The 18,069-nt window shown below is 69.3% G+C and carries 16 protein-coding genes; 10 read left to right on the plus strand and 6 right to left on the minus strand.

The genetic code is table 11. The features are described 5' to 3' along the window. The first annotated feature begins 90 nt into the window (after positions 1-90). The 7 genes from BR07_RS0103185 to BR07_RS0103215 all read left to right on the plus strand — a co-directional run bounded on the left by BR07_RS0103185 (position 91) and on the right by BR07_RS0103215 (position 7,418). On the plus strand, positions 91-1,176 hold the full coding sequence (locus tag BR07_RS0103185) for an NAD(P)-binding domain-containing protein (protein WP_027504193.1): 1,086 nt from the start codon (positions 91-93) through the stop codon (positions 1,174-1,176). Beyond that, positions 1,173-2,813: an ABC-F family ATP-binding cassette domain-containing protein gene (locus BR07_RS0103190; protein WP_027504194.1), complete on the plus strand. Its 1,641-nt coding sequence runs from the start codon at positions 1,173-1,175 to the stop codon at positions 2,811-2,813. Before BR07_RS0103185 ends, BR07_RS0103190 begins: the two co-directional genes overlap by 4 nt. 136 nt (positions 2,814-2,949) lie before the next feature. After that, on the plus strand, positions 2,950-3,237 hold the full coding sequence (locus BR07_RS0103195) for a helix-turn-helix transcriptional regulator (RefSeq protein WP_027504195.1): 288 nt from the start codon (positions 2,950-2,952) through the stop codon (positions 3,235-3,237). Beyond that, complete coding sequence (locus BR07_RS23100; RefSeq protein WP_037183974.1) at positions 3,234-3,800, plus strand: hypothetical protein; 567 nt, start codon at positions 3,234-3,236, stop codon at positions 3,798-3,800. The genes BR07_RS0103195 and BR07_RS23100 overlap by 4 nt, the downstream gene beginning before the upstream one ends. Further along, positions 3,797-4,693 (plus strand): ABC transporter ATP-binding protein, encoded by an 897-nt coding sequence (locus BR07_RS0103205; protein ID WP_027504196.1) that lies wholly within the window; start codon positions 3,797-3,799, stop codon positions 4,691-4,693. Before BR07_RS23100 ends, BR07_RS0103205 begins: the two co-directional genes overlap by 4 nt. Continuing rightward, positions 4,690-5,910, plus strand: coding sequence for an ABC transporter permease (locus BR07_RS0103210; RefSeq protein ID WP_027504197.1), 1,221 nt, complete (start codon positions 4,690-4,692; stop codon positions 5,908-5,910). The genes BR07_RS0103205 and BR07_RS0103210 overlap by 4 nt, the downstream gene beginning before the upstream one ends. A 20-nt stretch (positions 5,911-5,930) precedes the next feature. After that, complete coding sequence (locus BR07_RS0103215) at positions 5,931-7,418, plus strand: carboxyl transferase domain-containing protein (protein WP_027504198.1); 1,488 nt, start codon at positions 5,931-5,933, stop codon at positions 7,416-7,418. Here the strand turns inward: BR07_RS0103215 and BR07_RS0103220 are convergent. Both BR07_RS0103220 and BR07_RS0103225 read right to left on the minus strand, forming a co-directional pair. Continuing rightward, positions 7,399-7,929 carry a CGNR zinc finger domain-containing protein gene (locus tag BR07_RS0103220; protein ID WP_027504199.1) on the minus strand — a complete coding sequence of 177 codons (531 nt, stop codon included), beginning with the start codon at positions 7,927-7,929 and terminating at the stop codon, positions 7,399-7,401. The genes BR07_RS0103215 and BR07_RS0103220 overlap by 20 nt on opposite strands. Before the next feature lie 165 nt (positions 7,930-8,094). After that, positions 8,095-8,775: a GOLPH3/VPS74 family protein gene (locus BR07_RS0103225; protein WP_027504200.1), complete on the minus strand. Its 681-nt coding sequence runs from the start codon at positions 8,773-8,775 to the stop codon at positions 8,095-8,097. Positions 8,776-8,817: 42 nt separating this feature from the next. Here BR07_RS0103225 and BR07_RS0103230 point away from each other — a divergent pair, with 42 nt between their 5' ends. After that, positions 8,818-10,701 (plus strand): propionyl-CoA synthetase, encoded by a 1,884-nt coding sequence (locus BR07_RS0103230; RefSeq protein WP_027504201.1) that lies wholly within the window; start codon positions 8,818-8,820, stop codon positions 10,699-10,701. A gap of 13 nt (positions 10,702-10,714) precedes the next feature. Here BR07_RS0103230 and BR07_RS0103235 read toward each other — a convergent pair whose 3' ends face one another. From BR07_RS0103235 to BR07_RS0103245, 3 genes are all read right to left on the minus strand, one after another. Beyond that, the gene (locus BR07_RS0103235; protein ID WP_027504202.1) at positions 10,715-12,070 is read right to left on the minus strand and encodes a cryptochrome/photolyase family protein; all 1,356 of its coding nucleotides are present in this window, start codon (positions 12,068-12,070) and stop codon (positions 10,715-10,717) included. A 38-nt stretch (positions 12,071-12,108) separates the two neighbouring features. Next, positions 12,109-13,044, minus strand: coding sequence for an esterase/lipase family protein (locus BR07_RS23105; RefSeq protein WP_051612978.1), 936 nt, complete (start codon positions 13,042-13,044; stop codon positions 12,109-12,111). 151 nt (positions 13,045-13,195) lie between these two features. Continuing rightward, complete coding sequence (locus tag BR07_RS0103245; RefSeq protein ID WP_027504203.1) at positions 13,196-15,373, minus strand: glutamine synthetase III family protein; 2,178 nt, start codon at positions 15,371-15,373, stop codon at positions 13,196-13,198. Positions 15,374-15,605: 232 nt separating this feature from the next. Between BR07_RS0103245 and BR07_RS0103250 the strand changes: the two genes are divergently transcribed. Both BR07_RS0103250 and BR07_RS0103255 read left to right on the plus strand, forming a co-directional pair. Beyond that, entirely contained in the window at positions 15,606-16,313 is a 708-nt protein-coding gene (locus BR07_RS0103250; RefSeq protein ID WP_027504204.1) for a response regulator transcription factor, read from the plus strand. A gap of 53 nt (positions 16,314-16,366) precedes the next feature. After that, a complete protein-coding gene (locus tag BR07_RS0103255; RefSeq protein ID WP_197027712.1) occupies positions 16,367-17,686 on the plus strand; it encodes a sensor histidine kinase in 1,320 nt (439 codons plus the stop codon). A 25-nt stretch (positions 17,687-17,711) separates the two neighbouring features. On the opposite strand, the gene BR07_RS0103260 is transcribed toward BR07_RS0103255, so the two are convergent. Further along, entirely contained in the window at positions 17,712-18,068 is a 357-nt protein-coding gene (locus BR07_RS0103260) for an FKBP-type peptidyl-prolyl cis-trans isomerase (protein WP_027504206.1), read from the minus strand. Position 18,069: the final 1 nt, after the last annotated feature.

Consider the following 18,069-nt stretch of genomic DNA (forward strand, 5'->3'; position numbering starts at 1 on the left):
GTGTCTTCTCTCTGCGTGGAACGAAGTGTTCTGTGAGACCCCCTTACGCGAATTTACCGGGTGCGGAGCCCTGACTGGTGTACTGGACGGGTGCAACACGTCGACGTCGCAGTGATCGGTGCCGGGCAGGCCGGTCTGTCCGCGGCCTATTTCCTGCAGCGAGCGGGGCTGCGGGCATGGGACGACTACGTCGTGCTCGACGGTGCGCCGGCTCCCGGTGGGGCGTGGCAGTTCCGCTGGCCCTCCCTGACCCTCGAGACCGTCAACGGGGTGCACGACCTTCCGGGCATGGCGTTCGCGGACACGCTGGCCCCCGACGTCGACCCCGCGCACGTGCCCGCGTCGTCGGCGGTGCCCGAGTACTACGCGGCGTACGAGAAGCACTTCGCGCTGCCCGTGCGGCGGCCGGGACGGGTGTCGGTCGTCTGCGACCGGGACGAGACGACGATGCGGTACCGGGTGGAGGCCGAGCAGGGCGACGTCCACGCACGGGGCTTGATCAACTGCACCGGCACCTGGGAGCACCCGTTCGTCCCGCGCTACCCCGGCATGGAGACGTTCACGGGGCGCCAACTGCACACGCGCGACTACACCTCGGCGGAGGAGTTCCGCGGCGAGCACGTCGTCGTCGTCGGAGGCGGGATCTCCGCGGTGCAGTTGCTCGACGAGATCTCGCGCGTGACCACCACGACGTGGGTGACCCGCCGCGAGCCCGTCTTCCTCGAGCGGGACTTCACACCCGAGGTGGGCCGCGCTGCCGTCGCGCAGGTCGAGGATCGGGTGCGCCGCGGACTGCCGCCGGGATCGGTGGTGTCGGTGACCGGTCTGATCCTCACCCCCAGCTTGCGCGAGGCCCGCGATCGCGGCGTCCTGGTACGGCGGCCCATGTTCGCGGAGGTCACACCCGACGGAGTGCGGTGGGACGACGGCACCGCCACCCGGGCGGACGTCATCCTGTGGGCCACCGGGTTTCGCAGCGCGCTCGATCACCTCGCGCCGCTCCGACTGCGCGGGCCGGGCGGCGGCATCACGATGACCGGCGCGTCGGCCACTCGAGTGGCCGCGCGGCCCAGCGTCCATCTGATCGGATACGGTCCGTCGGCCAGCACCATCGGCGCCAACCGTGCGGGACGCACGGCCGTGCGGGAACTACTTCAGGAGCTGGGCGAGACGTGAGTGCCGTGGTCCGTGTCGACGACCTGTCCGCCTATCGCGGCGAGCGCACGCTGTTCGACGGTCTCGACCTCACCGTCGGACCCGGCGACGTCGTCGGGCTGGTCGGCGCGAACGGAGCCGGCAAGTCGACGTTGCTCGGCCTGCTGGCGGGCACGGCGACCGGGGTCGACCACGACGGCACGGTCACGCTCACCCCGTCGGACGCCACCGTCGGCCACCTGGCGCAGGAGGTCTCCCGCGTTCCCGGTGAGACCGTCGAGATGTTCCTGCAGCGCCGCACCGGAGTGCGCGCGGCCGAGGACGCGATGAACGCGGCGGCGGAGACGCTCGGCGACGCGAGCGCGTCGGACGATCTCTACACACCGGCACTGGAGCGGTGGTTGGCGCTCGGCGGCGCCGATCTGCCCGAGCGAGCCGAGTCGGTGCTCGCCGGCCTGGGCCTGGACGCGGCGCTCGACACCGAGATGTCCGCCCTGTCCGGTGGGCAGGCGGCCCGCGCATCACTCGCGGGAATCCTGTTGGCGCGCTACGACGTCCTGCTTCTCGACGAGCCCACCAACGATCTGGATCTCGCGGGACTGGACCAGCTCGAGAACTTCGTGACGAGTACCCAGTGCGCCGTGATGATCGTCAGTCACGATCGTGAGTTCTTGGCGCGCACCGTCACCGGCATCGTCGAGCTGGACCTGGCGCAGCAGCAGATAGCGGTCTACGACGGCGGGTACGAGGCCTACCTCGTCGAGCGCGACGTGGCGCGTCGTCACGCACGGGAAGAGTTCGAGCAGTACGCCGACACCAGGTCCGGGCTCGAGGATCGCGCTCGGATGCAACGGAACTGGCTCGAGCACGGCGTGCGGAACGCTCGACGCAAGAGCAAGGACAACGACAAGGCGAGCCGGAAGGTCCGCGCCGAATCGACGGAGAAGCAAGCCGCCAAGGCGCGCCAGACCCAGCGACGCATCGAACGGCTCGACGTCGTCGAGGAGCCGCGCAAGGAGTGGGAACTGCGCATGGAGATCGCGGCGGCGCCCCGCAGCGGCAGCGTCGTGGTCTCCGTGAACTCCGCCGTCGTGGAGCGGGGGGCGTTCCGGCTCGGGCCGGTGACGGCACAGATCGACGCCGGGGACCGCATCGTCGTCACCGGCGCCAACGGCTCGGGCAAGACCACCCTGCTGCACCTGCTGCTGGGCCGCATCACGCCGACCAGTGGATCCGTGAGCATCGGCTCCGGAGTCGAGATCGGCGAGATGGACCAGGCCCGTTCGGCTTTCGACGGACCCGACTCGGTCGCCGACGCGCTGGCAGCCTCCGTTCCGGACTGGCCGGACGCCGACGTCCGCACACTCCTGGCGAAGTTCGGTCTCCGCGGACAGGCCGCCCTGCGGCCGTCGGCATCCCTGTCCCCCGGCGAGCGCACCCGAGCGGGACTCGCGCTGCTGCAGGCCCGGGGGGTGAACCTGCTCGTGCTCGACGAGCCCACCAACCACCTCGACGTCCCCGCCATCGAGCAGCTCGAATCGGCACTGGAGACCTACGAGGGAACGATGCTCCTGGTCACCCACGACCGGCGGATGCTCGACTCGGTGCGCAGCACGCGCCGGTGGACCGTCGCGCAGGGCGTTCTGCACCACGACTGAGGATTTCCCCACCCGATCGTCGCAGTTCCTGCCGATCGGCAGAATGACGCACGATCGTGTGGTTCAGCGCGCGCTCGCGCGAACAGAGCTGCCTCCGGTATTGACACATCGTTAGGTTTATACAACACTTCGATACATGAGTCCGGTCAAACGCGGGACCACGCTCCCCATCCACAACCGCATCGGTGTGCTGCGCGCCGAGCGTCGGATGACCCGCGCCCAGCTCGCGGAACTCGTCGAGGTCAACCCGCAGACGGTCGGCGCACTCGAACGCGGCGACCACTACCCGAGCCTCGATCTCGCGATGCGCATCTGCGACGTGTTCGGGCTGCCGGTCGAGGCGGTGTTCTCGCGTACCGAGTTCGCGCCGCTGTCCACGGAGGTCTACCGACGCACCCAGCCCGAGGAAGGGACACCACGATGAGTGACACCGTTCTGGACCGCTATCAGGCGTTCCGCACCCGTCGATACCTGCAGAACGAGGCGCGGTACGCGCACTACCTCCCCGGCTGGCGCACCAGGTCACGGCGCCGGCTGCTGGTGTGGATTCTCGTCGCCTCGCTCGTCGCGCTCGCGGCATCGTCGATCTTCATCCTCGTCGGGCCCGAATGGGCGCCGCTCACCTGGCTTCCCGGCGCGATCCTCATGAGCGTGTCGTGGACGACACTGCAGATCGTCACCGGCCGCCGCAGCGATGCTCCCGCCGATGCGCTCGACGAGTGGGACCTGGAGCGTCGCAACGCGGCTCGCTCCATCGGGTTCGCGATCACTCAGGGCGCGGTGACGGTTCCGGCGCTCGCACTGGTGTGGGCGACCACCTTCACCGACGATCCCCGACTGGCACTCGGTGGCGGATTCATCATACTGAGTGGTCTACTTGTCGGGATCTGCTCTCCCGGCATCATCCTCGCCTGGACGGCGCCGGTCGACGAACCGGACGAATTCCCCACTCCCACACCCCACTCCCCCGAGAAAGGATCAGCATGAGCGGCTCGACTCTCGAGATCGACGACCTGCACAAGAGATACGGCGAGACCGTCGCACTCGACGGCGTCGGGTTCACCGTGAATCCCGGCGAGGTGTTCGGGTTCGTCGGCAGCAACGGTGCCGGCAAGACCACGACGATGCGCATCACCCTCGGCGTGCTGGGAGCCGATTCGGGAGAGGCACGCCTGAACGGGCAGCCCATCGACCTGAACGTGCGCCGCACCATCGGGTACATGCCGGAGGAGCGTGGGCTGTACCCGAAGATGAAGGTGGGGGCGCAGCTGAAGTACCTGGCCGAGCTGCACGGGCTGTCCACGTCCGACGCCTCCGCCGCGGTCGCGACCTGGACCGAGCGCCTCGGCATCGACGGCCGGGTGAACGACACGGTCGATTCACTGTCACTGGGAAACCAGCAGCGAGTCCAGTTGGCCGCAGCCCTGATTCACGATCCCGCCGTCCTGGTGCTGGACGAACCCTTCTCGGGTCTCGACCCCGTGGCCGTCGACACCATGAGCGAGGTGCTTCTCGAGAAGGCCCGCACCGGTGTCCCCGTGCTGTTCTCGAGCCACCAGCTCGATCTGGTGCAGCGCCTGTGCGATCGGGTCGGCATCATCGGTTCCGGCCGGATGAAAGCCGTGGGCAACGTCGACGAACTGCGCGGCAAGTCCGGCACCACCCTCGAGGTGCACGCCCCGGCCGCTCCCGCCGGCTGGGCCGACGCGCTGACCGGGGTCACCACCGTGTCGCACTCCGACGGGCGCACCAGCCTGTCGTTGGCGCCCGAGGCGGACGACCAGGCGGTGCTCGCCGCAGCGCTCGCCACCGGACCCGTGCACGAGTTCGCCCGCAGCACACCGTCCCTGACCGACCTGTACCGAGAGGTAGTGGCATGAGCGAGAAGTCGACCACCCGATCACCGCTCTCGGCGGGACGAGCCATCGCGCTCGTCGCCCGGCGCGAGTTCGACGTCCAGGTCCGGAAGAAGAGCTTCCTGATCTCCAACGCCATCGTGCTGCTGGTCATCGTCGGCGGCATCGTCGCGTTCTCGATCTTCTCCGGCGGCAGCGACTCCGAGGACCGGACGCCCCTCGGGCTGGTCGGTGACCAAAGCCTGTCCCAGACCCTCACCGCGGTGGGCGATCAACTCGGCGCTCCCGTCGAGGTCCGCGAGATCGGCTCGGCGGACGAGGCTCGCACGCAGGTCACCGACGGCGACGTGGACGTGGCGCTCGTCCCCGGGACCGGCGGCGCGTACACGGCCGTCACCGAGGACACCGTCGACGGCACCCTGAAGGCCGTCATCGACAGCGCGGTCGCCGCGCAGGCGCAGAACGACGCCCTCACCGGGCTGGGAGTCGATCCCGCCACCGTCACCTCGGCGACGAGCGCCGCCACGGTCACGGTCGAGGCCGTCGATCCGCCCGATCCCGCACAGGGTCAACGACTCGCGCTGAGTTTCATCGCCGTCATCCTGCTGTACGCCCAGATCATCACTTTCGGCATGTACGTCGCGATGGGTGTCGTGGAGGAGAAGTCGTCCCGGGTCGTCGAACTGCTGCTCTCCACCGTGCGCCCGCTGCAGCTGCTGTGGGGCAAGGTGATCGGCATCGGTGTGGTCGGACTGGTGCAGCTCACCGCGTACGGCGCCGCCGGCCTCATCGCGGGCACGGCCACCGGCACGCTCACGGTCACCGGTACCGCCGTCAGCGTCTTCGTCTCCACCATCGGCTGGTTCGTGCTGGGCTTCGCGTTCTTCGCGGTGCTCTACGCCGCCGGCGGCTCCATGGTGTCGCGCCAGGAGGACGTCAACTCGACGACGATGCCGCTGCTGATCGTGATCCTGGCGATGTTCTTCGCGGCGTTCTCGTCCATCGACGACCCGGGAGCGACACTGCCGACCGTCCTGTCGTGGATTCCCCCGTTCTCAGCCATCCTCATGCCGCTGCGCATCGCGGCGGGCGTCGCGGACCCGATCCAGATCGTGGGCACCATCGTGCTGATGATCGTCGCCACCCTGGTTCTCGCCGTCGTCGCGGCCAAGATCTACCAGCGCTCCATCCTGCGCATCGGCCGCACGGTGTCCTGGAAGGAGGCGCTCGGGCGCGCCTGATCGCACGCCATACTGAGCGCATGACGACCTCGGCGCAGCAGTTCCTCGACGCGGTGCTCGATCCCGGGACTTTCCTCTCGTGGGATCGGGCACCGCTCGTCGTCGCGGCGGACGAGCAGTACCTCGCCGACCTCGAGCGCGCACGAACCCGGAGCGGAGTGGACGAGGCGGTCCTGACGGGTGCGGGCACCGTCGGCGGGCGGCGCGTCGCCGTGGTGGTGTGCGAGTTCGCGTTCCTCGCCGGATCCATCGGTGTGGCCGCGGCGGAGCGCATCACCCTGGCCGTGGAACGCGCCACGGCGGAGCGGCTTCCGCTGATCGCGTCCCCCACTTCCGGCGGCACGCGCATGCAGGAGGGCACCGCGGCGTTCGTGCAGATGGTGAAGATCGCCGCGGCGGTGACCCTGCACAAGGACCTCGGCCTGCCCTACCTCGTCCATCTCCGGCACCCCACGACGGGCGGCGTGTTCGCGTCGTGGGGATCGCTCGGCCACGTCACGTTCGCCGAACCCGGTGCCCTCATCGGGTTCCTCGGACCGCGGGTCTACCAGGCCCTCTACGGCCAGGACTTCCCCGAGGGCGTGCAGACGGCCGAGAACCTGTTCCGCTGCGGCGTGATCGACGCGGTCGTCCCTTTCGCCGATGTCCGCGGCGTCCTCGAACGGGCCCTGGTGGTTCTGCAGGACGAGCCGGAGGCGACCCCCGAGTACGCGGAACCGTCCGACGAGGGTGCGGACACCTCCGTGTCGGCATGGCACTCGGTCCTGCTGAGTCGCCGCGACGACCGCCCCGGTGTGCGAGAGCTGCTGGCGGCGAACGTCTCTCATCACATCCCGCTGAGCGGCACGGGGCGCGGCGACTTCGACTCCACCGTGACCCTGTCCCTCACCCGATTCCGCGGACGATCGTGCGTCCTGTTCGGGCAGGATCGCACCGGGCAGACGCCGGAGAACACCATGGGTCCGGGCGCTCTCCGAGAAGCGTTGCGCGGCATGCGCCTCGCGGAGCAACTGGGCCTGCCGCTGGTCCTGGTGATCGACACGCTCGGCGCATCGCTGTCACGCGAGGCCGAGGAGCACGGGTTGGCTCCAGGAATCGCGCGCTGCATCTCGACGCTGATCACCCTGCGCACCCCCACCGTGTCGGTCCTGCTGGGGCAGGGCACCGGCGGCGGCGCGCTCGCACTGCTGCCTGCCGACCGCGTCGTGGCCGCGCAGCACGCGTGGCTGGCGCCGCTCCCGCCGGAAGGGGCGAGTGCCATCGTGCACCGCGACACCGCACACGCGCCCGCGATGGCCGAGGCGCAGGGCATCCGGCCCGTCGACCTCCGGGCGGCCCGGATCGTCGACACCATCGTGCCCGAGGACCCGGATGCCGCCGACGAACCGCACCGGTTCATGGGTCGCCTGGGGACCGCGATCGCCCGCGAACTCGACACCGTCACCGCCCTCGACCCGGGCGTCCGGCAGTCCGAGCGACTGCGTCGGTTCAGGACGCTGGGGCAGTAGCCTTCGCGCGGTGCCGCCGGACCGCGTCGCGGTTGGAACAGGCCGTGCCGCAGTACCGTTGGCGACCGGTACGGGAGAAGTCGGCGTAGACACGGTCGCAGTCGTCCGCCGAACACCGACCGAGACGGTGCATGCCGCGGCCCACCAGATGCAGCGCGGTACCGACGCTCACCAGCGCGCGCACGACGTCCGCGAGCGGTAGATCCGGATCCCGGTAGTGCAGGTGCCAGCCGTCGTCGGCGTGGTTCGTCAACCTCGGGTATGCCGAGGTCTGCGCGAGCAACGCGTTCAGTGCGAGCGCCCGTTGCTCGTGCGTCGGCGCGTCGACCACGCCGAGCCACTCCTCGAAGAACACCTCCGCGCGGGCCAGATCGGTGTGCATGGCCACCGTGTCGTCCGACATGCCCGCCTCGAGGCACCGGCTCTCGAACTCCACCGCATCGGTCGGGGGCGAGTTCACGATGTCGACGGCCAGCCGGACCGCATATTCTCCGTAAGGGTTGAGATGCACAAGACCATTACAGCAGACTCGTCGTCATGAGCACCGTGGAATGTCTGCATCGATGGACGGTCGAGTCCCGCCACCGCACCAGCGAGGGCACCGTCGTCTATCACCGGTGCCACTGCGGACGGCACCGCGTCACCCGGGAGACCCCGGTCCAGGAAGCGGTCGGGATCAGCTCCCCGACGTACCGGCCATGACGGGAACCATCACCGCCACGGTGACCGCGGTGTAGACGTCCTGCACCGCCTTGCGCACGGCATCGCTCGCCCACTCCCCCTGCGCGATGTCCTTGGCACGGTTCTTCACCGCGCGCTTGTCCGCATCGGGAAAGACCTTGTGCGTCGCGTCGATCGCCGACAGCAACGCCACCACCGCGGACGTCCGCGCATCGGGATCGAGACCGTCGATCAGGACGGAGTGCAGCGTCTCGCGGACCCGGTCCTCGTGCGACGAATCGAGCGTCGGCCACGTGGTGGTGGGGAACAGGCCCAGGACCTTGCCCTTCTCCTCGCCGACGAACCCACGCTCGACGACGCGGGCGACCACCTGCTCGCGAATGTCCTTGTGCAACTTCTCGACGGCCGATTTCGGCGTCATCGGACGTTTGGCCGTCTCGATCGCCTCCACGGCCCGCTCGAGTATCGGATCCGACACCGTTCGAGCGCCGGACACCGCGAGCCGGCCCTTCTTCGTCGTCTCGTTGTCCCCGGCCACCGACACGGTGCCGTCAATCGCGAGCTCGAGGATCACCGCGCCGGCGAGCACCCGCGGCAGCTTGGTGCTGTCGACGACGGGCTTGCCCGTTCCGTCGTCCAGCAGAAGAAGCAGCAGATCCTCGGCAATCAGGGTCATGTCTCGACCTTACGGAAGTGCGGCCGAGATTACAGTCGGCTCATGACCGAATCGGGCGCCTACCGCCAGGCCTACGACGCCGCTGCCGCCGACCCCGACGCCTTCTGGCTCGAGGCGGCGCGGGCGATCGACTGGGACGTCGCGCCGACCATCGCCCTGGACTCGTCGAACGCACCCTTCCACCGCTGGTTCCCGGACGGTCGACTGAACACGTGCGTCAACGCGCTCGACCGCCACGTCGCGGCCGGTGCCGGCGATCGGACCGCGCTGATCCACGATTCCGCCATGACGGGCGCTCGCGTGTCGTTCACCTACTCCGAACTCCTCGACCGGGTGTCCCGCTTCGCGGGGGCGCTCGCCGCTCGCGGCGTCGGTTCGGGTGATCGCGTCGTGCTCTACATGCCGATGATTCCGGAGGCCGTCGTCGCGATGCTCGCCTGTGCGCGCCTCGGTGCGGTCCACTCGGTGGTGTTCGGCGGGTTCGCCGCGAAGGAACTGGCCGCGCGCATCGACGACGCGGATCCCGTCGCGATCGTGACCGCCACTGGTGGTCTCGAACCCGGACGCACCGTCGACTACGTGACACCCGTCGCCGCGGCCCTCGCCATGTCGACGTCGTCCCCGCGTGCGGTCTTCCTCACGCGCCGACCGGAGATCGACATCGAGGCGCCTGGCGACTGGCTGGACTTCCATCGGGAACTCGACGCCGCGACCCCCGCGGATCCCGTGTCGGTCGCGGCGACCGATCCGCTCTACATCCTCTACACCTCGGGCACCACCGGGAAGCCGAAGGGCGTCGTCCGGGACAACGGCGGACACGCCGTCGCGCTGCGCTGGTCGATGACCAACATCTACGACGTCGGACCCGGCCAGGTCATGTGGACCGCCTCGGACGTGGGCTGGGTGGTCGGCCACAGCTACATCGTCTACGGCCCGTTGCTGGCCGGAGCGACGACGGTGCTGTACGAGGGCAAGCCCGTCGGCACCCCCGACGCGGGCGCGTTCTGGCGAGTGATCGAGGACTACGGGGTGCGTGCGCTGTTCACGGCGCCCACAGCACTGCGCGCCGTACGCAAGGTCGATCCGGAGGCCGCGCTGCTGCGCGATCACGACGTGTCGTCCCTGGAAACCCTGTTCGTCGCCGGCGAGCGCCTGGATCCGGACACCTTCTCGTGGGCGTCCCGCATCCTGGACCGACCGGTGGTCGACCACTGGTGGCAGACCGAGACGGGGTGGGCGATCTGCGCGAATCTCCGTGGGCTGGAACCGATGCCGCTGAAATCGGGCTCACCGACGGTGCCGGTGCCCGGGTTCCACGTCGGCATCGTCGACGGTGCGGGGGCCGAGGTACCCGCCGGCACCGAGGGCAACATCGTGCTCGAACTCCCCCTGCCGCCCGGCACACTCGCCGGACTCTGGCAGGACGACGACCGGTTCCTGTCGTCGTATCTCGCCGCGTTCGACGGGTACTACCTCACCGGCGATTCGGGCTACGTCGACGAGGACGGCTACGTCTACGTCCTGGGGCGCACCGACGACGTCATCAACGTCGCGGGGCACCGATTGTCCACGGGCAGTATCGAAGCCGTCGTCGGCGCCCACCCGGCCGTCGCCGAGTGCGCCGTGATCGGCATCCACGACGAGACGAAGGGTCAACGCCCCAGCGCGTACGTCGTGCTCAAGACCGGCGTGGACATCGACGACGAGACCCTGCGCTCCGAACTCGTCGCCGCCGTTCGCGAGGACATCGGCGCCGTTGCCACGTTCCGTGACGTGACCGTCGTGCAGGCGTTGCCCAAGACACGCTCGGGCAAGATCCTGCGCAAGACGATGCGCCAGATGGTCGACGGCGACGAGGTGGTCGTGCCGTCGACCATCGAGGACGCGTCCGTGCTCGACGCCCTGGCGGCCCTGTTCAGGCCCTGAACGGACCGCACAGTCAGGACTTGAGCGCGCCGAAGCGTCGGAGCGCTTCCTCCCGCTCGTGCTTGTGGTCGACGATCGGCTCGGGATAGTCCTCCGGCCGTCCGTTCTTCAGGGCGTGCACGGCCTTACCCTCGACACCGCGGAGCTCGGGAACCCAGCGACGCACATAGTCGCCGTTCGGGTCGAACTTCTCGCCCTGCGTCGTGGGGTTGAACACCCGGAAGTACGGCGACGCATCGGTTCCCGTGCCCGCGGTCCACTGCCACCCGTGCTGGTTGCTGGCGATGTCGCCGTCCATCAGGTGCTGCAGGAAGAAGCGTGCACCCCGCCACCACGGCAGGTGCAGGTCCTTCACCAGGAAGGATGCGACGATCATCCGCACCCTGTTGTGCATCCAGTTCTCCGAGACCAGTTGGCGCATGCCCGCGTCGACGATGGGGAAGCCCGTCGTGCCGTCGCACCACGCCTGGAAGAGCTCGTCCGCGTGCGGCCCGGAGTCGAGCTCGATCTTGTCGAACCTCTTGTCGTAGTTCTCCCGAGCGCTGTCCGGTCGGCGAAAGAGGATGTCGGCGTAGAAGTCTCGGAAGCACAACTCGCGTCGGTACGCCTCCGAGCCGTCGTTCTTCAGTGAGGCCAGATCGGCCAGCATGGTGCGCGGATGGATGGTCCCGTACTTCAGGTGCACCGACATCCGGCTGGTGCTGTCCTTGTCCGGACGGTTGCGCTCGTCGTCGTACCCGGTCGCACGGTCGTCGCGGAAGTCCGCCCACGAGGACAGCGCCGCCTGCTCGCCGGCCTCGACGTCCGCACGGGTCTTCTCCGTCGGAATGGTCACTCGCTTGCGGCCGCCCGACACGTCGTCCGGATCGATCCACGACGCCGACGACGCGGAGGTGTCGGCGGGGCCGCGCCAGCCGTGGTCCTGCCAGCGGCGGTAGAACGGCGTGAAGACCTTGAAACCCTCGCCGTCGTCCTTGACGATGCGGCCGGGCGACACCGCGTACGGCGACCCCGTCCGCACCAGGTCGACCTTCTCGGCGACGGCGTCGTCGCGGCGTCGACCGTACGGACCGTAGTCCTCGCTCACGTGCACGGCGCCCGCTCCCACGGCCTTCGCCACGGCCGGAACCGCGGCCACCGGATCGCCCTTCACCACCATCAGGCGGCCGCCGAGCTGATCGTCCAGCGCTGTCAACGACCGGAACAGCACGTCGCGGCGCGCGGCACCCGACGGGCCGAGGAGGTGATCGTCGAGCACGAACAGCGCCAGCACGTCCCGGCCGTCCTCGGCGGCGTGGGCCAGTGCCGGGTGGTCACCGAGGCGCAGGTCGCGGCGGAACCACAGGACGGAGGGTGCAGAAGAGCTCATGACAGACGTTCGTACCCGTTCCGCGCCCCGGCCGAACGTCAGGGTCCGGTGTAGGCCGGCTCGGCCGGAAGCACCTGCGTCTGGATCTGCGCGTCCACCAGGCCGGCGATGGCGGTGGGCGCGGTACGCAGCGGGCCCAGCGGATCGGTTCCGGGCGGGGTGAGCTGGAGACAACTCTGCGTGCCCACCCTCGACTCGACGGCCGGGCCGTCGTTGTCCAACGCGTCGGCCAGCATCGCGATCGCCGTGGCGTCCGACGGAAGCAGGACGTGGGAGACGTACTTCAGGGGGCAGACGTCCTGGATCACCAGGTTCGACGCCCCGGCCATCGCGCCGGCGGCCGGGGCCGGTCGCACCAGCTCGTCGAACGCCGTCGAGATCGTGGTGGCCGACGTGCCCGCCGGGAACGGCGTCGACGTCAGTGCGGCCATGAAGTCGGACCCCTCCGAGAACTGCCAGATGGGGGCCGCACAGCCGCCCAGCGCCGCGCACACCGCATCGGTGTCCTGCGGAGCACCCACCGGAGCGAGCCCGACCACATCGTCCACCACCGCGGCGACCTCGGGATCGGACTTCACCGCCCACGCGGCGAGAGTTCCGCCCTGGCTGTGGCCGACCAGATCGACCGGGCCACCGCGGGTGCTCGCGGTGCGCAGCACGGCGTCCACGACGAAGCGGGTGCTGATCTGCACGTCGACCGTCGCGCGCCGAGGTAGTTCCACCGTGCAGAACGGTCGACCGGTCTGCGTGAGCCACGGTTCGAGCACCGCGCCGAAGTCCTCGACACTGTTCGTCCAGGTGCCGTGCACCAACACCACAGGGTCCTCCGCCGCACCCGCGACGTCGCCGCTGCACGCGTAGGTGGAGCCGACGGCCGGGTCGGCGGGCGCTGCGACCGCCGTGACGGCGCTGACCACCACCGTCGCCGCCACCGCGGTCAGGACCAACCCGACCCGAACCGGTAGCGCGAACAACGACCCTGCATTCCACCCTGACGATCCTGATCCCGACGACCCCATGCCGCATCACCCCCGACGGGGAAGCTACCGCCCGCCGGAGGTGGTGCCGCACGGAAAACGGACATTCGGCACGCCTCGAGTGAATGTCACCAGCGCGCCGCGTGCATCACAGGACGAACAACATCTCCTGGTAGGTCGGCAGCGGCCACAGGTCGTCGGCGACGATGTCCTCGAGCTGATCGGCCGCCGCCCGCACCTCCGCCATGGCCGGAAGGAGCGCGTCCCTGGCGTGGGTGGCCTCGCCGAGCGCGTCGTGCCCGGTGTCGGCGTCCAGCGCGCCCTTCAGCGTCGCCAGCCCGGCCCGCAGAGCCGCGAGCGGCACGGACACGGTGTCCAGCGGTGCCCTGTCGATCTCCACGCCCACCGCCTGCAGCGCGGCCAGGTTCTGGGCGACCTCCGTCTGGTACCGCACTGCCGCCGGCAGCACGATGGTGGTGCCCATCTCGAGCGTCAACCGAGCCTCCACACCGATGGTGAGTGCGTACTGCTCGAGCCCGATCTCGTAGCGGCTGTGCATCTCTCGCGAGTTGAACACGTCGTACTTCGAGAAGAGGGCCAGTGCCTCGTCGGTGATGAGCTCCGGCAATGCGTCCAGCGTCGTGCGCAGGTTGGCGAGACCCCGCGCCTCCGCCTCGATGGGCCAGTTCTCCGAGTACCCGTCACCGTTGAAGACGACAGCGCCGTGGTCGGTGATGATCTGCGTCAACAGGTTCTGAACCGCGGTGTCGAAGTCGACGCCGTCCGCGACGGCCGTCTCGAGCTCGGTGGCCATGTGGTCGAGCGACTCGGCCATGATCGTGTTGATGACGACCATGGGCTCGTTCACCGTCTGCATCGACCCCGGAGCGCGGAACTCGAATCGGTTGCCGGTGAACGCGAACGGGCTCGTACGGTTGCGGTCGCCCGGATCGGTGGGCAGCACGGGTAGCGTGTCCGCCCCGATCATCATGGTGCCCTTGCCCTTCGAGGACGTCGCCGCGCCCTTGGCGATCTGGTCGAAGACGTCGGCGAGCTGGTCACCCAGGAAGATCGAGATGATGGCCGGCGGAGCCTCGTTCGCGCCGAGTCGGTGATCGTTCGTGGCCGACGCCACCGATGCGCGCAGCAGCCCGGCGTACTTGTGCACCGCGCGGATCACCGCGGCACAGAAGACGAGGAACTGTGCGTTGTCGTGCGGGGTGTCCCCCGGGACCAGGAGGCTGCCGAGCTCGGAGTTGCCCAACGAGAAGTTGACGTGCTTACCCGACCCGTTGACGCCCTCGAACGGCTTCTCGTGGAACAGGATCTCCATCCCGTGCTTCTTGGCGATGGTCTTGAACGTCGTCATGAGCAATTGCTGGTGATCCGCGGCGATGTTGCCGCGCTCGAACATCGGCGCGATCTCGAACTGTCCGGGCGCCACCTCGTTGTGCCGGGTCTTGGCCGGGATGCCGAGCTTGAACAGTTCGCGCTCGGTGTCCATCATGAAGCCCAGGACGCGTTCGGGAATCGCGCCGAAATAGTGGTCGTCGAACTCCTGGCCCTTGGGCGGCTTCGCACCGAACAGGGTGCGCCCCGCGTTGAGCAGATCCGGACGCGCCAGGAAGAAGTGCCGGTCGACGAGGAAGTACTCCTGCTCCGGTCCGCAGAAGGACACGACGTGCTCGGGGTCCTCGTGTCCGAAGAGCGTCAGGATGCGCTCGGCGTGCCGGCCCATCGCCTGCTGGGAGCGCAGCAGACCCGTCTTGTGGTCCAGTGCCTCACCGGTCATCGACACGAACACCGTCGGGATGCACAGCGTGTTGCCGTTCGGATTCTCGAGGACGTACGCCGGGCTGGTGACGTCCCACCCCGTGTAACCACGCGCCTCGAAGGTGTTGCGCAGACCGCCGTTCGGGAAACTCGACGCGTCGGGTTCGCCCTGGATCAGCGTCTTGCCGGCGAACTCCGCCAACGCGGAACCGTCCGACACCGGCTCGAGGAAACTGTCATGCTTCTCCGCTGTCAAACCCGTCAGCGGGTAGAACACGTGCGCGTAGTGCGTCGCACCCTTCTCGATGGCCCAGTCCTTCATCGCGGACGCCACCGCGTCGGCCACCATCGGATCGAGCGGCGCACCGTGCTCGATCGTCTTCATCACCGACTTGTAGACCGATTTCGGCAGGCGCTTCTGCATCACCACACGGTTGAACACGTTCTCGCCGAAGACCTGACCCGGAGTCTCCGTGTCGGTGTAGCTGACGGCGGGAGGCTGGTACGCCTCGACCGCTCGCAGAGCCTGGAGACGGACCGTGTTCGCGCTCATCGTGATACCCCTTGCATGCTCGACCCCGACCGCGCTGGATGCACCGACGGCTTCGAGAGACGATAGAGACGCTCTGTTCCGGGAAGATTGCGCAGACGTGACCACCGCGATCGTTCCCGGCCCGGCCGGTTGTGTGCAGTGATCCGCGGTGAGCGCGGATCACTGCACACAGGTCGACTCCCGCGGCGCGGGGCGTATCCGCACACCACGGGCGTTCCGGCACAATCGACGGATGACCGCTCCGGACCAGCCCACCGTCCTCGTGGTGGACGACGACGTCGACGTGCTGGCCTCGATCGAGCGCGGACTGCGGCTGTCCGGGTTCACCGTGCTCACCGCTCGCGACGGCGCCGCCGCTCTCGACCTCGTCGGTGCGCAGGATCCGGACGTCGTGGTGCTGGACATGAACATGCCCGTCCTCGACGGCAACGGCGTGGTCACCGCATTGCGCGCCCGCGGCAACGACGTCCCGGTGTGCGTCCTGAGCGCGCGCAGTTCCGTCGACGACCGCATCGCGGGCCTCGAGTCCGGCGCCGACGACTACCTGACCAAGCCGTTCGTCCTCGCCGAACTGGTGGCACGCATCAACGCGATGCTGCGCCGCCGCGGCACCATCGGTACCAGCGTCCCGGCCACTGCCGCCGTGGTGGTCGGACCGCTGAGCCTCGACGAGCCGGGCCACCGCGCCACCATCGACGGGCGGCCCCTCGACCTCACCAAGCGCGAGTTCGAACTCCTCGCCGTCCTCGCGCACAACGCCGGAGTGGTGCTCAGCCGGGAGCGGCTCCTGGAACTGGTGTGGGGGTACGACTTCGTGGCCGACACCAACGTCGTCGACGTCTTCGTCGGGTACCTGCGCCGGAAGATGGAGAGCGGTGGGGTGCCACGGATCCTGCACACCGTCCGCGGCGTCGGCTTCGTCCTGCGCACGGCTTCATGAAGCTCCTCCGGCCTTCCCGGCGCATGACGACCAGCCTCCGGCCTTCCCGCCGCATGACGACCGGCCTCCGGCCTTCCCGGGTCTTCTCGCTGCGCGCCCGCGTGGCCGCCGCCACCGCCCTGGGCGCCCTCATCATCGTCTCGCTCGTCGGTTGGTACGTCGCAGCGGCCATCTCCCGCAACAACATCCTGCAGCTCGACCGTCGGCTCGAGACCGCGTCCGAGGTGGTGGTGCCGCGTGCGCAGACGTTCGAGATGTTCCTCGGGAGCCTGAGCAGGTCCGAGGCCTTCGCCATCACGATCAGGCAGACCGATCAGGTGCGGGCCAGTACGCAGCCGCAGCTCCCCGCGATGCCGCTCGGTTCGGCGACCGCCGACGTCGACGGCACCCCGTTCCGCGTCTACACCGCCGCGGTGCCGGACCGGACGGACGTCACCGTGTCCATCGCGGTGCCGTTGTCGGAGGCGCAGGACATCACGGACGACCAGCAGCGGCAGGTACTGCAGGCCGGCGCTCTGGCGGTCGGCGCGTCGACGGCACTCGGCTGGATCCTCGGCGGACGGGCAGTGCGCCCGTTGATGAGGCTCACGCACGACGTCGCGAAGGACCCGCCGACACCACCCCGCAAGTCGACGGGTGTGCGGGAGGCGGACGCCCTCGCGGCCGCCGTCGGCGACATGCTGCAGCGAGTGTCGGACGCCCAGGCGCGCACCGAGAGCGCCCTCGAGACGGCTCGCGACTTCGCCGCCGTGTCGGCGCACGAGCTGCGGACGCCGCTGACCGCCATGCGTACCGACATCGAGGTGCTGCGCACGCTCGATCTCTCGGCCGAGCAGCGGCAGGAGATTCTCGACGACCTCCAGCGCACGCAGGGCCGGGTGGAATCGACTCTCGCCGCGCTGGAACGGCTGGCCACCGGAGAGCTGACCACCGACGCGGACCGGGTGAGCGTGGACGTCGTGGAGATCGCCGACCTCGTCGCACGGGACGCCGCGCGGACGTTGCCGGAGACGCGGGTGCGGGTGGAGGCCGACGGGCCGGTGTCCGCCCTGGGCCATCCCACGGGACTACGGTTGGCGCTCGACAACGCCGTGCTCAATGCCGTGCGTCACGGCGGCGCGACGACCGTGGTGATCAGCGTGGCGCGCACGGCGGAGGGTGCGCGAATCAGCGTGGACGACAACGGGTCCGGCGTCCCGGAGGACGAGCGGGAACGTGTCTTCGGACGCTTCGAGCGCGGATCACGAGCCGCGGCGGGCGGATCCGGACTCGGGCTCGCACTGGTCGCCCAGCAGGCTCACCTGCACGGTGGAACTGTGCATCTGGAGGCGAGCCCGCTGGGCGGTGCGAGGTTGGTGCTCGACGTGGCGTGAGCCCGTCGAATCTGCGGAGCAGAGATCAGGCGTTCAGCAGATCGATGACGAAGACGAGGGTCTTGCCGGACAGCCGATGTCCGGCGCCTGCGGGGCCGTAGGCGAGCTCCGGCGGGATGGTGAGCTGACGGCGTCCGCCGACCTTCATGCCGGGAATGCCGTCCTGCCAGCCCTGGATGAGGCCGCGCAGCGGGAAGGTGATGGACTCGCCGCGGTTCCAGGACGAGTCGAACTCCTCGCCACTCTCGAACTCGACGCCCACGTAGTGGACCTCGACGGTGCCGCCGGGAACGGCTTCCGCGCCGTCACCGACCGTGATGTCCTGGACCACGAGGTCGGTAGGAGGGGGGCCGGCCTGGAACTCGATCTCGGGCTTGGTCACG

The sequence above is a fragment of the Rhodococcus sp. UNC23MFCrub1.1 genome (assembly GCF_000686025.1).
Classification (GTDB): Bacteria; Actinomycetota; Actinomycetes; order Mycobacteriales; family Mycobacteriaceae; genus Rhodococcoides.